The sequence below is a fragment of the Sphingomonas sp. genome (assembly GCF_036387535.1).
Taxonomy (GTDB): Bacteria; Pseudomonadota; Alphaproteobacteria; order Sphingomonadales; family Sphingomonadaceae; genus Sphingomonas_R.
This window is the reverse complement of record NZ_DASVTO010000022.1, coordinates 1-16,241: the sequence shown is the minus strand read 5'-3', so window position 1 is coordinate 16,241 and position 16,241 is coordinate 1. Positions and strand designations below refer to the sequence as shown.

General features: G+C 67.5%; 14 protein-coding genes and 1 pseudogene. 9 read left to right on the top strand and 6 right to left on the bottom strand.

What is annotated here, in order from left to right:
- Positions 1 to 734: pseudogene (locus VF649_RS02200) on the bottom strand (preprotein translocase subunit SecA); the annotation flags it as partial.
- 116 nt (positions 735 to 850) lie between these two features.
- Complete coding sequence (locus VF649_RS02195) at positions 851 to 4,222, bottom strand: glycosyltransferase (protein WP_331010323.1); 3,372 nt, start codon at positions 4,220 to 4,222, stop codon at positions 851 to 853.
- 160 nt (positions 4,223 to 4,382) lie between these two features.
- On the opposite strand from VF649_RS02195, the gene VF649_RS02190 reads away from it, so the two are divergent.
- The 4 genes from VF649_RS02190 to VF649_RS02175 are packed head-to-tail and all read left to right on the top strand — an operon-like array spanning position 4,383 to position 8,438.
- Positions 4,383 to 5,876 (top strand): circularly permuted type 2 ATP-grasp protein, encoded by a 1,494-nt coding sequence (locus VF649_RS02190; RefSeq protein ID WP_331010322.1) that lies wholly within the window; start codon positions 4,383 to 4,385, stop codon positions 5,874 to 5,876.
- Positions 5,876 to 6,808, top strand: a complete 933-nt coding sequence (locus VF649_RS02185) for an alpha-E domain-containing protein (RefSeq protein WP_331010321.1) — start codon at positions 5,876 to 5,878, stop codon at positions 6,806 to 6,808. Before VF649_RS02190 ends, VF649_RS02185 begins: the two co-directional genes overlap by 1 nt.
- A complete protein-coding gene (locus VF649_RS02180; protein WP_331010320.1) occupies positions 6,808 to 7,629 on the top strand; it encodes a transglutaminase family protein in 822 nt (273 codons plus the stop codon). The genes VF649_RS02185 and VF649_RS02180 overlap by 1 nt, the downstream gene beginning before the upstream one ends.
- Positions 7,630 to 7,688: 59 nt before the next feature.
- On the top strand, positions 7,689 to 8,438 hold the full coding sequence (locus VF649_RS02175) for a peptidase (protein ID WP_331010319.1): 750 nt from the start codon (positions 7,689 to 7,691) through the stop codon (positions 8,436 to 8,438).
- 6 nt (positions 8,439 to 8,444) lie between these two features.
- Here VF649_RS02175 and VF649_RS02170 read toward each other — a convergent pair whose 3' ends face one another.
- A complete protein-coding gene (locus tag VF649_RS02170) occupies positions 8,445 to 8,918 on the bottom strand; it encodes a Fur family transcriptional regulator (RefSeq protein ID WP_331010318.1) in 474 nt (157 codons plus the stop codon).
- An 83-nt stretch (positions 8,919 to 9,001) separates the two neighbouring features.
- Between VF649_RS02170 and VF649_RS02165 the strand changes: the two genes are divergently transcribed.
- The 3 genes from VF649_RS02165 to rpsI all read left to right on the top strand — a co-directional run bounded on the left by VF649_RS02165 (position 9,002) and on the right by rpsI (position 11,285).
- Entirely contained in the window at positions 9,002 to 10,084 is a 1,083-nt protein-coding gene (locus VF649_RS02165) for a COX15/CtaA family protein (RefSeq protein ID WP_414713626.1), read from the top strand.
- Positions 10,085 to 10,221: 137 nt separating this feature from the next.
- Positions 10,222 to 10,704, top strand: a complete 483-nt coding sequence (rplM, locus tag VF649_RS02160; RefSeq protein ID WP_331010316.1) for a 50S ribosomal protein L13 — start codon at positions 10,222 to 10,224, stop codon at positions 10,702 to 10,704.
- A complete protein-coding gene (gene rpsI, locus VF649_RS02155) occupies positions 10,701 to 11,285 on the top strand; it encodes a 30S ribosomal protein S9 (RefSeq protein WP_331010315.1) in 585 nt (194 codons plus the stop codon). Before rplM ends, rpsI begins: the two co-directional genes overlap by 4 nt.
- A gap of 134 nt (positions 11,286 to 11,419) precedes the next feature.
- Here rpsI and VF649_RS02150 read toward each other — a convergent pair whose 3' ends face one another.
- Positions 11,420 to 12,247, bottom strand: coding sequence for a hypothetical protein (locus VF649_RS02150; RefSeq protein ID WP_331010314.1), 828 nt, complete (start codon positions 12,245 to 12,247; stop codon positions 11,420 to 11,422).
- 56 nt (positions 12,248 to 12,303) lie between these two features.
- Here VF649_RS02150 and argJ point away from each other — a divergent pair, with 56 nt between their 5' ends.
- Together argJ and VF649_RS02140 are read left to right on the top strand one after the other, a co-directional pair.
- Complete coding sequence (argJ, locus tag VF649_RS02145; RefSeq protein ID WP_331010313.1) at positions 12,304 to 13,527, top strand: bifunctional glutamate N-acetyltransferase/amino-acid acetyltransferase ArgJ; 1,224 nt, start codon at positions 12,304 to 12,306, stop codon at positions 13,525 to 13,527.
- Position 13,528: 1 nt separating this feature from the next.
- Entirely contained in the window at positions 13,529 to 14,323 is a 795-nt protein-coding gene (locus VF649_RS02140) for an inositol monophosphatase family protein (RefSeq protein ID WP_331010312.1), read from the top strand.
- A gap of 50 nt (positions 14,324 to 14,373) precedes the next feature.
- Here the strand turns inward: VF649_RS02140 and trxA are convergent, their stop codons facing one another.
- Both trxA and VF649_RS02130 read right to left on the bottom strand, forming a co-directional pair.
- The gene (gene trxA / locus VF649_RS02135; RefSeq protein ID WP_331010311.1) at positions 14,374 to 14,694 is read right to left on the bottom strand and encodes a thioredoxin TrxA; all 321 of its coding nucleotides are present in this window, start codon (positions 14,692 to 14,694) and stop codon (positions 14,374 to 14,376) included.
- 52 nt (positions 14,695 to 14,746) lie between these two features.
- Positions 14,747 to 16,241, bottom strand: a 1,495-nt coding sequence (locus tag VF649_RS02130) for a 3'-5' exonuclease (RefSeq protein WP_331010310.1), incomplete at its 5' end; no start/stop codon positions are given.

Genomic DNA, 16,241 nt, shown 5'->3' with positions numbered 1-16,241 from the left:
CGCTTCACCACCGCATCGACCTGCATATACAGTTCGGACTTGTCGTCGGTCGGGCCGGAGATGATCAGCGGCGTCCGCGCCTCGTCGATCAGCACGGAATCGACCTCGTCCACCACCGCGAAGGTGAATGGCCGTTGCACCATCATCCCGCGGTCATATTTCATGTTGTCGCGCAGATAATCGAACCCGAACTCGTTGTTCGTGCCATAGGTGATGTCGCACGCATAGGCATCGCGCCGCTGCTGATCGGACAGGTTCGGCACGATTACGCCGGTGGTGAGGCCCAGAAAACTGTAGATCTGCGCCATCCACTGGCTGTCGCGGTTTGCCAGATAATCGTTGACGGTCACGACATGGACGCCATTGCCCGGCAACGCGTTCAGATAGACGGCCAGCGTCGCCATCTGGGTCTTGCCCTCGCCCGTCCGCATCTCCGCGATCTCGCCACGATGCAGCACGATGCCACCGATCAGCTGGACGTCATAATGCCGCTGGCCCAGCACGCGCCGCGCCGCTTCCCGTACCGTCGCGAACGCCTCGGGCAGGAGCTGGTCCAGCGTCTCGCCCGCGGCCAGCCGCTCGCGGAACAGCACGGTCTGATGCTGCAACGTCGCATCGTCCATCGCGATCAGCGTGGGTTCGAAACCGCCGATCTTGTCGACGATCGGCTGCAGGGATTTCACGTAACGGTCGTTGGACGAACCGAAAATGGCCTTGGCGATGCCGGCGAACATGGACGTTCCTTGGAAAGAATGCGCAGGCGGTCGGCGCAAGGCCGTCCCGCGATGATATCCCGGGCGAGATAGGTGGCGGAGGGGAGCGCGTCAATCGAACCCGAACCCGTCGCCGATCACGCCGCCTGGTCAAGCGGCACCGCCTCCACCGTGATCGCCGCCGGATCGGGCATCGCGCCGCCGGTCACCCGCCCGCTGCGGCCCAGCTTGCCCCAACCGACCCGTGGCCCGGCGAGCGCCGCGAACACGGCCTTCACCACCACCAGGTACAGCAGCTGGCGATAGCCGAACCGCTGCATCAGCAGGCGCAGCGCCGGGAACCGCGTCCTCTGCGGCTCCAGCCGGTAGGCGAGCCAGCCGCAGGCAAGATCCACCATCGTAAACGCCAGCCAGAACCCGCCGGTCACCGCCAGATTGCCGCCAAGATCGGCCATGCCGTGGTTCACGAAGCGAAAGACCGTCCCGGCGACGCTTGCCAGCAACGCCAGATCGATCACCGGCGAAATCAGCGCGAACCCGACCTGGAACAGCCACGCCTGCGGCATGCCGTAACGCGCCAGCCCGCGCGGGGCCCGCGTGCGCAGCACGGCGCGATGCTTCCACAGGCTCTGCATCGTGCCGAACGCCCAGCGGAACCGCTGCTTGAACAGGTCGCGCGCGGTTTCCGGTGCCTCGGTCCACGCGACCGCCTCGATATCGCACGCCACGCGCCAGCCGGCGCGCTGGATCGCGATCGTCAGATCCTGGTCCTCCGCCAGCGTATCGACGGGATATCCGCCGACATCGTCCAGCGCGGTCCGCCGCCATGCGCCCACCGCGCCAGGCACCACCATGATCGCATCCAGCGCCGCCAGCGCGCGTCGCTCCAGATTCTGTGCGGTCACATATTCGATCGCCTGCCACCGGGTAATCAGGTTGACCGCGTTGCCCACCTTTGCATTGCCGGCGACCGCGCCGATTGCGGGATCCGCGAACCAGCGGGCCAGCTTGGCGATCGTGTCGGGCTCGAACTGCGTATCGGCATCCAGCGCGACCACGATGTCACCGCGCGCGATCCGCAGCCCTTCGTTCAGCGCCCTGGCCTTGCCGCCGTTCGTGAGCGTCAGCAACTGCACGCGCGGGTCCGCCCCGAACGCGCGCAGGACGATAGCGGACGTGTCGTCCTGCGAACCATCGTCGATCACGATCACCTCGACGCGCACGTCGGCGGTCGCCAGCACGCGTCGCACCGATGCGGCAATCACCGCCGCCTCGTTATAGGCGGGGATCAGCACCGATACGAAGCGCGGCACCAGATGCGGCGCGGCGGCCGGCGGGCGTATCCGGTGCCGGGTGGCCCATGCCAGCGTCGCCAGCGTCAGCGCTCGCGCCATGCCCAGCGTGATCGCCACCAGGAACAGGATCGCGAGCGCGCGCTGCCCTGCCGCGATTCCCAGGAACAGTCCGTGGTTCGCGTGTGACATCAGCGCGGTCGAACCGGCCACCGGCGGCATCGCCTGTTCGCGGCTGAGCCCCGCCAGCCGCGACGCACCGACGAACCGGTACCCGCGCTGGTGCAACGCGCGGATGATCCGCGGCAACGCGACCAGCGTCTGCGTACGGTCACCGCCGGAATCGTGCAGCAGGACGATCTGCGCCGACTCCCGCGCCGTTCCGGCTTCGACCTGCGCGATCGTCTTGGCCACGATCGCATCGGCACCCGGCGCGATCCAGTCGAGTGGATCGACGTGCAGGCCGACCGTCAGATAGCCATGCTCCCCCGCAATCTCCGCCGTGCGCAGTGCGCTCGCGGACGTCGGTTCGGCATCGCCCATATAGGGCGCACGGAACAGCCGCATCGATCGGCCGGTATAGGCCTCCACCAGGCGCTGGGTCGCGTTCAGCTCGATCCCCACCGCCACATCGGGCAAGCCGGCCAGGTCGGGATGGGTGCTGCTGTGATTCCCCAGTTCGCTTCCCTCCGCCAGGATCCGGCGGAGCAAGGCCGGTTCCCGCACCGCATTCGCGCCCGTGACAAAGAAGGTTGCCGGCACGCCCTGCGCCTTCAATATGTCCAGGATCCGCGGCGTCCAGTGCGGATCGGGTCCGTCGTCGAACGTCAGCGCGACCAGCTTGCGAGCATTGCCGGTCCGCTCGACGACATAGCCGGCCGGCAAGCGGTCGTATCGTACGGCATGGATCATGCCGTCGCCGCCTACCGTCACCGCCCGACGCCCTTCTGTCGCGCCGCGGGCAATCCGCAGGATTTCGCCCGACCCCCGGATCTCGACCCCGGCCGCCGCCGGCAGCATCGTCAGATCCGGAACATCCCCACGCCGGTGGTTCAGCGCGTGCCAGAATCCGGGATCCTCGCTCCCCATCCGCCAGAGCGCGATGCCGGCCGGCGCAAGCGACCGTGCCGCGCGCAGCTGGTTCCACGCACTGGCCGCATCCAGCATCCACACATCATGTCGCCGACCGTCGGCCTGATAGGCGAAGGTCGTCGTCCCGCTTGCCGCATCGAACATCGGGGTCGCGCCCGCGTCCCGCGCCTTTTGCCATGCGTCGGCTACGGTCAGGATCGCGGTTTCACCGCCCCGGCTCCAGTCATAGGCATAGTTGCCGACCGTCACGATCGCCTTGTCCGGGCCGGTCGCCGCGATCGCCTGACGGACCGTATGCACGAACCAGGGCTGCGACGCGATCGGGCCGGGTTCGCCGCCCGGCCAATGTTCGTCATACGCCATCAGGAACAACCGGTCCGCCGCCGCCGCATAGTCGCGCAGGTTCCACGCCGGATCGCCGACCGGCACCGCCAGCGTCACCAGCCAGCCCTTTGGCGTGAACCGCGCCTTCGCTTCGCGCAGAAACCGCAGATAGGCAGGATGAACGTCGGCCGGCAGGTTTTCCAGGTCGAACACCACGCCACCCGCCCGTTCGGCGACCAGCATCGCGGCGACCCGGTCCAGGAAACTTCGCCGCGCGACGGGGTCTGCCAGCATCGCCGCGGTCCCCGCTCCATCCCAGTCACCGGACTCCTCCGCATTCTGGACCATCACCATCAGCTTCGGCGCCTGCGCCATGTCCGCGAGCACCGCCCGCAGATGCGCATCCGGTTCATGGCGGAAGCGATGGTCCGGCCCGGTCACCGTCGCCAGACCCGGCACCAGCCAGTCGATCGCCCCGGCGTTCCGTTCCAGCGACCGGCGCGCATTGTCGTCCCACGGCATGTAAAAACCGATCGTGTCGGTCGGCCGTGCCGCCAGCGTGGCATCGGGCGTCCGCCATGCGCCCGCGACCGTGGCGGATGGGCGGGCTGTCAGCGCCTGTGGTCGCCGATGGTCTTGTGGAAACCGCAACGGCTCACCCGGCGACGTGATCAGCACCGCGCCTGCCGCCGCCGCAAAGGCAGCGATCAGGACGATCGTCAACACTCTCAGCCAGCGCCGGGTCCAGCGCCCGCGGCGGCCCGAAGCATCGAAGAAGACCTGGCGTTCACGATGGCTCACCCGATGCTCCGTAGGATGCCTGCATGCTGCGCTTAGGTCCCGAATGGTAATTTTTGTGTTAGGGTTGGCGGCACGCCGGCCACTTAGCCCCCTTGTGCGGCGCAACGAACGCATGCAGTCTTGCCGCACGCGCCACCCCGGGACGCGTATCAGGAGGTCCATGCCTAGAACCGGTGCTTTCGACGAAATCTGGGGCAATTCCGGCAGCCGCGACGGGCGCCCGGAATTCACGCATCTGGCGGAGTGGATCCGCGACACGGACACCGCGGAATTCGACCGGCGCCAGGCCGCGGCGGAGGCGGCGTTCCGGCAGCTGGGAATTACCTTCGCGGTCTATGGCCAGGAAGAGGCGGCGGAGCGGATCATCCCGTTCGACATCGTCCCCCGCGTCTTCACCGCGCCCGAATGGGCACAGCTGTCGGCGGGCCTCACCCAACGGGTCGAGGCGATCAACGCCTTCCTCGACGATCTCTACGGGCCGCAACGCATCCTGAAGGATGGCATCGTTCCTGCCGAACTGGTGCTCGCCAACCCGCAATTCCGGCCGCTGCTGATGGGAGCACGCCCGCCGCACGGGATCTACGCCCATATCTGCGGCATCGATCTGGTTCGCACCGGCCCGACCGATTTCTTCGTGCTGGAAGATAACGCCCGCACGCCGTCCGGCGTCTCCTACATGCTGGAAAATCGCGAAGCGATGCTGCGGCTCTGCCCCGAACTGTTCCAGGTCTATGACGTGCTCCCGGTCGACACCTATCCCGATCAGCTGCGCGAAACCCTGCAATCGGTTTCGCCGCGCTCGGACATGCCGGTCTGCGTGCTGCTCACGCCCGGCCATTATAATTCCGCCTTCTACGAACACAGCTTCCTGGCGGATTCGATGGGGATCGAACTGGTCGAGGCCGCCGATCTGGAGGTTGACGACGATGTCGTCTGGATGCGGACCATCGACGGGCGCGTCCGGGTCGACGTCATCTATCGCCGGATCGACGACGACTATCTCGATCCGCTCTTCTTCCGGCCCGATTCGATGCTGGGCGTCCCCGGCCTGCTCGCTGCCTATCTGGCCGGCAACGTCACGTTGGTGAATGCCCCCGGCACCGGCATTGCCGATGACAAGGCGATCTATAGCTATATGCCGGATATCGTGCGTTATTATTCGGGGGGCGATGCCAAGCTGCCCAATGTCGAAACCTATCGCTGCCGCGAAGCGCAAGCGCTGCAATATACGCTCGACCATCTCGACCAGCTGGTGGTGAAGCTGGTCGACGGATCGGGCGGATACGGCATGCTGGTCGGCCCCACCGCCAGCCGTGCGGAGATAGAAGCGTTCCGCGCCGCGCTCATCGCCGAACCGCATCGCTATATCGCGCAGCCGACGCTCGCCCTGTCGACAGTCCCGACTCTGGTCAAGGACGGCATCGCCCCGCGCCATGTCGACTTCCGTCCCTTCTGCCTCACCGGCGCCGACGGGGTCAGCATCGTTCCCGGCGGCCTGACCCGCGTCGCGCTGAAGGAAGGATCGCTGGTCGTGAACAGCAGCCAGGGTGGCGGCACGAAGGACAGCCTGATCCTCGCGCCGGATCGCGCGTCGGCTGCGCCAGACCGCCGCCAGCGCACCAGCGACCAGCGCCAGACGATGGGGCGTCGCTGATGCTCGCCCGCACCGCCGCTGCGCTCTACTGGATCGGGCGCTATGTCGAACGCGCCGAGTTCACGTCGCGCCTGCTGGAGGCGACGATCCGCTTCGACGCACTGTCGTCCCGCCCCGCGGGGGAGGCCGCCTGGGACAGCGCCCTGGCCGTCGCCGCCGCCGATTATGGGTTCGATCGCACCGGCGCGGACCGGACGCCTACCAATGTCAGCCACTATCTGACGCTCGATCCTGCCAATCCGGGCTCGATCCGGTCCTGCCTGGATGCGGCGCGGTCCAACGCCAAATCGGTGCGCACCGCGCTCAGCCGGGATGCGTGGGAAGCGATCAACCGCGCATGGCTGGGCATCCGCCAGGCGTCGAGCGGCGGCAATTACGCGACGCTCGCGCTGGTCGAAAGCCTGCGCGCCGAATCGCGGGGGTTTGAAGGCGCGCTGCATCGCATGCTTCGCAACGAGGCCTATTTCTTCCTCAGCCTGGGTGCCGCGATCGAACGCGCCGACAACACGGCGCGGCTGATCGACGTCAAATATCACCTGCTGCTGCCGGAGGGTGAGGAGGTCGGCGGCGCCGTCGACCGTGATCAATGGACGACGATCCTGCACACCGTATCCGCGAACACTGCCTATCGCTGGCTATACCGCGACCAGCCAAAACCGTGGCGCGTGGCCGACCTGCTGATCCTGCGGCGGGAAATGCCGCGCTCGCTGCTCGCCTCCGCGGACGAGGTCGTGATGCTGCTCAATGCCCTCGCCAAGCTGCGCGGGCTGCAGGGCGAGGCGGACCGCGCCGCCCGCGCGCGCCAGGCCACGCTCGCCAACAGCACGATCAGCGCGATCTTCGCCGGCGGCCTGCACGAATGGCTCGGCGCCTACATCGTCGGCAATGCGCGGATCGATCAACTCATCAACATCCAGTTCCGGTTCGCCTGATGCGCCTCTCCATTCACCACCGCACCACCTATCGCTACAGCCAGCCGCAGGCACGGTTGATCCAGCTGCTGCGCATGACGCCGTCCAGCCATGTCGGGCAGCATGTCGTCGATTGGCGGATCGACGTCGATCGCGATGCGCGGCTCCGCTATCGCCGCGACGGGTTCGGCAACGAAACCGCGATGCTCTACGTCGAAGGTCCGGTGCGGGAAATCACCCTGATCGTTCAGGGCGAAATCCTGACCGAGGACACCGCCGGCATCGTCCAGGGCGCGAACGAACCCCTGTCGCCGCTCGTCTTCCTGCGCGGCACGCCGCTTACGGAAACCGGCCCCGACATCACGGCCTTCGCGCAGGAGATGCTGGGGCTGGCCGATCCACTGGAACGCGCGCATGCGCTGAACCGCGGGATCGGCGAGCGGATGCGGTTCGATACCGGCGCGATGGATGTCGAACGATCGGCGGCCGACGCCTTCGCGGCGGGGCACGGCGTCTGCCAGGATATGACCCATGTCTTCATCGCGGCGGCCCGTGCATTGCACATGCCGGCGCGCTATGTTTCCGGGCATCTGTTCCGCCGCGACGGCGCGTCGGACCAGCCCGCCGCGCACGCGTGGGCCGAAGCGTATATCGACGGGATCGGCTGGGTCGGGTTCGATCCCGCCAACGCCATCTGCCCCGACGACGCCTATGTGCGCGTCGCGATCGGCCTCGACTATCGTGAGGCGGCACCGGTCTCGGGTGCCCGCACCGGCGGTGGTCTGGAAACGCTCGACGTCGGCGTGCACGTCGGCCGTGCGCAAACCCAGTCACAGGGATGACACGCGTCCGGTCTTCCCCGCCGCTTCAAATCCCGGCAAACCGGGCGTAGGGTACCGGGATGACCTATTGCATCGGTATCAACGTCCGCGACGGGCTGATCATGATGTCGGATACCCGTACCAACGCCGGGATCGACAACATTTCCTCCTATCGCAAGATGCACCTGCTGGCGGACGGGCCGGATCGACTGATCATGTGCTTGTCCGCCGGCAACCTGTCGATGACGCAGCATGTCCTGGGGCAATTGGCCGAAGGGCTGGAAGCGAAGGAACCCGACGCCCGGCGCCGCATTATCGCCGATCAGCCATCGATGTTTCGCGTGACGCAACTGGTGGGCGAAGCGGTGATGAAGGCGGATGCCGAAATCGGCGCCGGGCTGCGCGCCGCGGACATCAGCGGCGGCGTCTCGTTGCTGGTGGGTGGGCGGATCGGCGGCGGCCCGATCCGGCTGTTCCTGGTCTATTCGGCCGGCAATTTCATAGAATGCCTGCCCGAAAGCCCATTCCTGCAGATTGGCGAACGCAAATATGGCAAGCCGATCCTCGATCGCACGATGAACTATGACACGGAACTGGAAGAGGCGGTGAAGGTCGGCCTGCTGTCGTTCGACTCCACCATCCGGTCGAACCTGTCGGTCGGGTTACCGATCGACGTGCTGGTCATCCCCGCCAATGCCGCCAGGCCCGTCATCCGCCGCCGGATCGAGGTCGACGATCCCTATTTTCAGAATCTGTCGGTCCGCTGGTCGATGATGCTCAACGAAGCCCGCGCCACCATCCCCGATCCGCCCTTCATGCGGGTCGGCTGATCCGGATCATGCCTGCGCGACGCAAGCGGCGCAGCGACCCCGTACTTCGATCACCGGGCGCACGGGCTCGAACCCGGCATCGGTGGCGGCCGCGCGCACCGTGTCGGTGATGCGATCATTGTCGATATGCGTCGTCTGCCCGCAACTGTCGCACACCAGGAAGATGCAGTCGTGGCGGCAATCCGGGTGCGCATTGGCGACATAGGCGTTTGCGCTTTCGACCCGTCGTGCCAGGTTGGTCCCCACGAACAGGTCCAGGATCCGGTACACGCTGTTGGCCGCGATCCGACGCCCTTCCGCCTTCGATACGGCGTCGGCGATGTCATAGGCCGATGCCGGTCGCTCGAACCCGTTCAGCGCGCGAAACACCTTGCCACGCATCGGCGTCCACTGCTCGCCCGCACGCTCCAGCGCGCCTTGCGCTGCGGTGGCCAGCGCGTCGCCTTCGTGCAGGCGGTGATTGGGGCCGTGGGACATCATGTCCTAGCTAATGGCCCTGCCCCGCCGCGACAAGTCGCCGCCCAAGCATTGAACCGATCCGCGCGCAGGCGCATAGCATGGCCATGTCGATCAGCAGACCCAATGCCCGCGCCACCCGTCCTCGTGCCATCGCCAACTGGCTGTTGCTGGTGGCGGCGATGGTGTTCCTGATGGTGGTGGTCGGCGGGATCACCCGACTGACCGAATCCGGCCTGTCGATGGTGACATGGAAGCCGATTTCCGGCACGATTCCGCCGCTGACCCATGCGCAGTGGATGGCGGAGTTCGACGCCTATCGCACCACGCCCGAATATCTGAAGATCAACCGCGGCATGACTCTGGCGGCGTTCCAGGGGATCTTCTTCTGGGAATATCTCCACCGTCTGATCGGCCGGATGATCGGCCTCGTCTTCGCGCTTCCGCTGCTCTGGTTCTGGTGGCGGCGGGCCATTCCCAGGGGCTACGGCCCACGCCTGGCCGCGCTGCTCGCGCTGGGTGGGCTCCAGGGGACGATCGGCTGGTGGATGGTCGCGTCCGGCCTGGTCGACCGGCCGGATGTCAGCCACCTGCGGCTTGCCACGCATCTGTCGGCCGCGCTCTTCATCTTCTCCGGACTGATCTGGACAGCGCGCGACCTGCGGCTGATGACGCGCAATGCCGGCGTGCCACCCGCCCGCCTGCACACCGGGTCGCTGATCGCGTTGCTGGTGGTCGCGGTTCAGATTGTGATCGGCGCCCTCGTCGCCGGGCTCGACGCGGGATACGCCTTCAACAGTTGGCCGTTGATGGGCGACACCCTGTTCCCCGCCGGTGGCTGGCGGCAACCCTGGGGCTTTGCCGCCAACCTGATCGACAATCCGATCGTGGTGCAGTTCGTCCACCGCTGGTTCGCCTGGATTGCCGCCGGCGCCGCGGTTTCGCTCGCGCTGCGTGCATCCCGGACCGGCGCCGGCTGGGCGCTCCCGCTCACCATCGGCCTGGTCGCGGCGCAGATCGCACTGGGCATCGCCACGCTGCTGACCGGCGTCGCCATCCCGATCGCGGCCGCGCATCAGGCGGTCGCCGCGCTGCTGCTCGCCACGCTCGTCGCCTGCGCCCACCGCGTCGGTGCCTATCCCGTCCGGTACGACGCCCACGCGGCCCGCCGATCGACCGTTACAGCCTGAAGGAATGTACCCGGTATCATGATACCCGTCAGCAAACCCGCACTTTGCTTGACTCTTTGGGGCGTTTCCACGAAAGACCACCCGTTCGCGCCGCCCCGGGAGGGGCGGCGTCCTCGTTTCCGTTGAAAGGCACGCCCATGAAGGCGCTGATGAAGACGACGAAGTCGGCCACGCCGTACACCGTCGAAAAGAAATGGCATCTGATCGATGCCGAAGGTCTGGTGGTCGGGCGCGTCGCCTCGATCATCGCCAACGTCCTGCGTGGCAAGCACAAGCCGTCGTTCACCCCGCACATCGATTGCGGTGACAATGTCATCGTCATCAATGCGGACAAGGTGCGCTTCACCGGCCGCAAGCTCGGTCAGAAGGTCTATTACAAGCACACCGGTTATGCCGGCGGCATCAAGGGCGTGACCGCGGCCAAGGTGCTGGAAGGCCGCTTTCCGGAACGCGTCCTGGAAAAGGCCGTGGAACGCATGATCCCGCGCGGCCCGCTCGGCCGTCAGCAGATGCGCAACCTGCGCCTCTTCAAGGGCACCGAGCATGACCATGAAGCGCAGAACCCGCAGGTGATGGACATCGCCGCGATGAACCCGAAGAACAAGGTGGGTGCACGATGACCGACGACCGCCAGAACGACCAGAGCGACGGCCGCCAGTCGCTGGCCGATCTCGCCGCACTGACCGGGGCCGCTCCGGCGCCCGCGCCCAAGGCCGAGACCGTCCATTATAACGATGATGGCGAAGCCACCGGCACCGCGCCGGCCGCGGCCGAACCCGTCTTCACCCCTCTGCGCGAACAGATCATCGACGCGCAGGGCCGCGCCTATGCCACCGGCCGCCGCAAGGATGCCGTCGCCCGCGTCTGGGTGAAGCCCGGCACCGGCAAGATCACGGTCAACGGCCGCGATCAGGAAGTGTATTTCGCCCGCCCGACGCTCCGTCTCGTCATCAACCAGGTGTTCGACATCGCCGATCGTACCGGCCAGTATGACGTCGTCTGCACCGTCAAGGGCGGCGGCCTCTCCGGTCAGGCCGGCGCGGTCAAGCATGGCATCAGCCAGGCGCTGACCCGCTACGAACCGATCCTGCGCGCCCCCGTCAAGGCCGCCGGCTTCCTCACCCGCGACCCCCGCGCCGTTGAGCGCAAGAAGTACGGCAAAGCCAAGGCCCGCCGCAGCTTCCAGTTCTCGAAGCGCTAAGCGATCACGGCTTGTGGCAAAGGACGGCCCCGCAGCGATGCGGGGCCTTTTTTTGGTAAGCTCCGCGTCTCGGCAAGTTGATTGGCATCGGCTGTTCAGCACGACCTGCCCCTCGCTATCGCAGACCACGTCTGCTACTGTCCAACAATAAGGGCCCGGGCCGCCTCCTGTCCGCTCAGCGCCTTGATCGTCAGGGGACTGGGCGCCGCGCGGTACCGCCGTACCATCTCGTCGGCCCGCGCCCGCTCCGCGTATGATAATGTCCTGCGAAACGCCTCCAGCCAGCGCTGCTGCGCTGCAGCGCCCGCCTTGCGTGTCAGGAACAACTGAAAATACGCCGCGGCCTTTGCTCCGTCCGGCTTGATGCCGGCCGCACCGTTATAGACCGACGCCAACGTCATCAGTGCGGCCGACTTCTCCATCCACATCAGCCCGACCGGCATGTTCCCAGACTGTGCATAAAGAACACCCACATCCTGCTGGGCCAGCGCATAACCCGCCTTCGCGGCGACAAGCTTGTACGTCAATGCCAGACCGGCGTCCGGGCGCACCAGATCATCGCCCTGCCCGTCATAGTAACAGCCCAGCTTGTAGGCGCCGAGCGGATCACCCAACGCCGTAGCCTTCCGAAAGGCATTGAGCGCCTTCTGATGATCCTCACCGATGACCGAGCCGGTGTGATATGCCATGCCAAGATGATAGAGCGCTTCGGCATTTCCGGCGCTCGCCAGCTTTTCCAGCTTTGGGATCAACGACATGTCCTGCGCGCTGCCGCAGGCCGCTGCCATAGCCAGAACAACCGCGGCCATTCCGATCCCGATCCGACGCATCTTTCCGTTTCCATATCGCCCATGACTGCGCGGGGCCGGTTCAGCGCGCGCCGCGATCATCCCGGTTTGAACAAGACGCGGGACGATGACCAGAGACAAGCGACGCCGATCGACATCGGTAGCGCTGAACATTCCCCTGCTCCCCACAAGGCGCTAAGGGCGGATTCATACCACACCCGAGGACGCCCATGACCGCCATCTCCCCGCTTGCCCTCCCCTTCCCCGATCTGCCGCCACTGGCCGGTGTCCGGTTGGGGGTGGCGCGCGCGGGGTACAAGGCATGGGACCGCGCCGACCTGACCTATGCGGCGTTCGCGCCCGGCACGGTCGTCGCGGGTGTCACCACGCAGAGCCTGTGCCCGTCGCCGGAGGTGGAATGGTGCCGCGCCGCGCTTGTGCTGGGGCACGCGCGGGCGCTGGTGGTGAATGCGGGGAACAGCAATGCCTTCACTGGCCACCGCGGCCGCGCGGCGGTGGAGGCGATCGCGGCGCGGGTGGCGGGCGCGACCGGTTGCCTGCCGTCCGACGTGTTCATCGCCTCCACCGGCGTGATCGGCGTGCCGCTGCCGATCGACCGGGCGGAGGCCGGGATCGACGCGGTCCTCGCCGCCCCCCCCGCCTCCTGGCAGGACGCCGCCGCCACCATCATGACCACCGACACATTCCCCAAGGCGGCGGTGGCGCATGCGGTAGTGGACGGGCGCCGCGTCACGCTGGTCGGCATCGTCAAGGGCTCAGGCATGATCGCGCCCGACATGGCGACGATGCTCGGCTTCATCTTCACCGATTGCGCCATCGCCACCCCGCTGCTGCAGGCGATGCTGGCGGAGGCGAACGCGGCCAGTTTCTCCTGCATCACCGTCGATGGCGACACCTCGACCTCCGACACCGTCCTCGCCTTCGCCACCGGCCACGCCGGCAACGCCCCGCTCACCGCGGCGGCCGACCCCGGCGCCGACGCCTTCCGCGCCGCGCTCGCCGATGTCTGCCGCTCGTTGGCGCAGCTGGTGGTCCGCGACGGCGAGGGCGCGTCGAAATTCGTCACCATATCGGTCACCGGCGCGAAATCGGACGCCAGCGCGCGCCGCATCGGCCTGTCGATCGCCAACTCCCCGTTGGTGAAGACCGCGATCGCGGGCGAGGACGCCAATTGGGGCCGGGTGGTGATGGCGGTCGGCAAGGCGGGCGAGCCGGCCGAACGCGACCTGCTCGCGATCCGCTTCGGCGCAACGCAAGTGGCCAGCGCCGGGCTCGCCGTCGACGGCTATGACGAGGCGCCCGTCGCTGCACATCTGAAAGGGCGGGAGGTGGAGATCGGCGTCGATCTCGGACTGGGCGAAGGCGCGGCCACCATCTGGACCTGCGATCTGACCCATGGCTACATCGCCATCAACGCCGATTATCGGAGCTGACATGCACGGATTGCACCGCGAAGTTTCGGCGCTGATGCGCCGGGTGGCGACCGAGATCATGATGCCGCGCTTCCGCAAGCTGACCGCGGATCAGGTGTCGGACAAGACCCCCGGCGATCCGGTGACGATCGTCGATCAGGAAAGCGAGGCGCTGCTGACCGATCAGCTCGCCCGCCTGCTGCCCGGCGCACGCGTGGTGGGGGAGGAAGCCGCGTCGATCGACCCCGCCATGCTCGACGGGATCGGCAACGGCACCGTCTGGATCATCGATCCGCTCGACGGGACCAAGAATTTTGCGGAGGGCAAGCACCCGTTCGCGATCATGATCGGCCTCGTGGTCGACGGCGCGCGCGAAGCCAGCTGGATCCTCGACCCGGTCAGCGACCGCATGTGCCACGCCGCCCGCCGCCGCGGCGCCTATGTGGACGACGTCCGGGTCACCACCACCCCCACCGCCGGCCCGCTGCCGGTCGCGGCACTCGCGCTCCACTTCCTCCCAGATGACCGCCGCCAGGATCTGGAACGGCGCTCCGCCGGCAAGCTCAACCTCGTCGCCATCCCGCGGTGCGCCGGCGAACAATATCCCCGGCTCGTGCTCGGCCAGAACGACATCGCGCTGTTTGAACGCACCTGGCCGTGGGATCATGCGCCGGGCGCGCTGCTGCTGGAGGAAGCCGGCGGGCGGATCGCGCGTCCCGACGGATCGCCCTACCGCGTCGGCGTTTCCGGAACCGGCGCCATCGCCGCCGCCAGCCCCGCCTTGTGGGACCGGGCGGCCGACGTCATGTTCGGCTGAGGCGGGACGGCCTCGGCCCCGTCCTGCCGAAATATGAACTCAGCGCGAGCTTAGAGCGCGCCTTCCAGCCAGCTCTTGAGCTGGCTCTTCGGTGCGGCACCGACCTTGGTGGCCGCGGGCTCACCGCCCTTGAACAGGATCATCGTCGGGATGCCCCGCACGCCATATTTGGCGGGCGCGTCGGGATTGTCGTCGATGTTGATCTTGGCAATCGTCACCTTGCCGTCCAGTTCGTCGGACAGCTCCTCCAGCGCCGGGCCGATCTGCTTGCACGGGCCGCACCATTCCGCCCAGAAATCGACGAGCACGGGGCCATCGGCGGCCAGCACGTCGGCGTGGAAACTGGTGTCGGTGATCTTCTTGGTGGCCATCTCGGCATCTCCTGCAACTTGGCTCTGCATGTAGTGCGACCGGGTGGTCGTCTCAACCGAACCGCGACTGCTTTTGCTCCGCGGCAACAAACTCGGCCTTGGCCTGCGCCAGCAACGCCGCGTCGAGTTCGAAGAGCGCCGGTCCACCTGTGTAGAGCAACGCCGCCGACACCGCTCGGCCCGGAAACACCACCGTCAGCGCCGCGACATAGGCCGCCATCTGGATGATATGCCCCGGCGGCACGGCTGCCAGGCTGGCGGGCACCCGCCGCGTCGTCTTGAAATCGACCACGCGCACCATGCTCGCGGTCACCAACAGACGATCGACCGTCCCGGCCACCACCACTCCTTCCACCACCGCCGCGATCGGCGCCTCCGCCAGTGCATCGGGGCCAAAGATGTCGGCAAACCGCACATCGCCAACGATCGCACAGGCGCTGTCCAGCAGGTCCATGCGCACCGCCGCGTCCCCGACGCCCGCCGATTGTTCCAGCCAGCGTTCGCCCGCCGCACGGCGGTCGCCGGGCGCGATCGCCGGCAGTCGCTCGAACAGCGCATGCAGCAGGCGTCCCCGTTCGGCGGCGGCCCGCGTCGCCGCAACCGGCGGCGGATCGGCCACCGCATCGAGGCCCAAAGACGATGGAGCAAGCGGGCGCGGAGGCCGTGCCTCCTCCGGAGCCATCCGCCGCAACCAGTCCGGTTCCGCCAGCATCGGCGCCGGTCGCCGCACCCCGCCGCCGCCCGGTTTCCGGGCCGACGCGGGCACGCGGCCGCGATGATGCCAGGCCTTGTCCCACAACGGATCGTCCACCGCCGCCGTCCCGAGCCCGGTCATCGCGCGGTCGATTGCCGCATACCAGCTGCGCTCCGGTGGAACGCCCTTCGCCCGCGGGCCGAGCGCGCCGCCGATCACCAGCCGCTCCTCCGCGCGGGTCAGCGCCACATACAGCAGCCGCCAATGCTCCTCACGCTCGCGTTCCGCTTCCGCTGCCAAGTCGTCGGCCAACGACCCCGCCAGCTCCGCCTTGCGCGGCCGGAACACCGGCACCGGCCCCGCGTCCCCCAACGCCCATTTGATCGACCGGCGCGGTGCCAGTTCGGGATCGGTGGTCGCATCGGCCAGGATCACCATCGGCGCCTGCAACCCCTTCGATCCATGTACCGTCATCACCCGTACCGCGTCCATCGGCGCCGACGGGTCGCGCGTGATCGTCACCGCGCCGCGATCGAACCAGTCGAGAAAGCCCTGCAGCGTCGGCGTCGCCTCGGTTTCGAACGCCAGCGCCGCACCCAGCAGTTCCTGGATCGGGTCGCGCGCCTCCTCGCCCAGCCGGCCGATCAACCGCCGACAGCCGTCCAGTGGCCCGTTCAGGATGTGATCGAGGAACAGATACGGCGTCTCATAATCCGCCCGCGCCAGCAACGCGGCCAGCGCCGCGGCGGTCTTCGGATCACCGCGGTCACGGACCGCCGCCCGCAGCGTGCCCTTGCGGTCGAAAGCGACGCGGTACAGCTCCTCCTGGCTCCACCCGAACAGCGGCGAGACC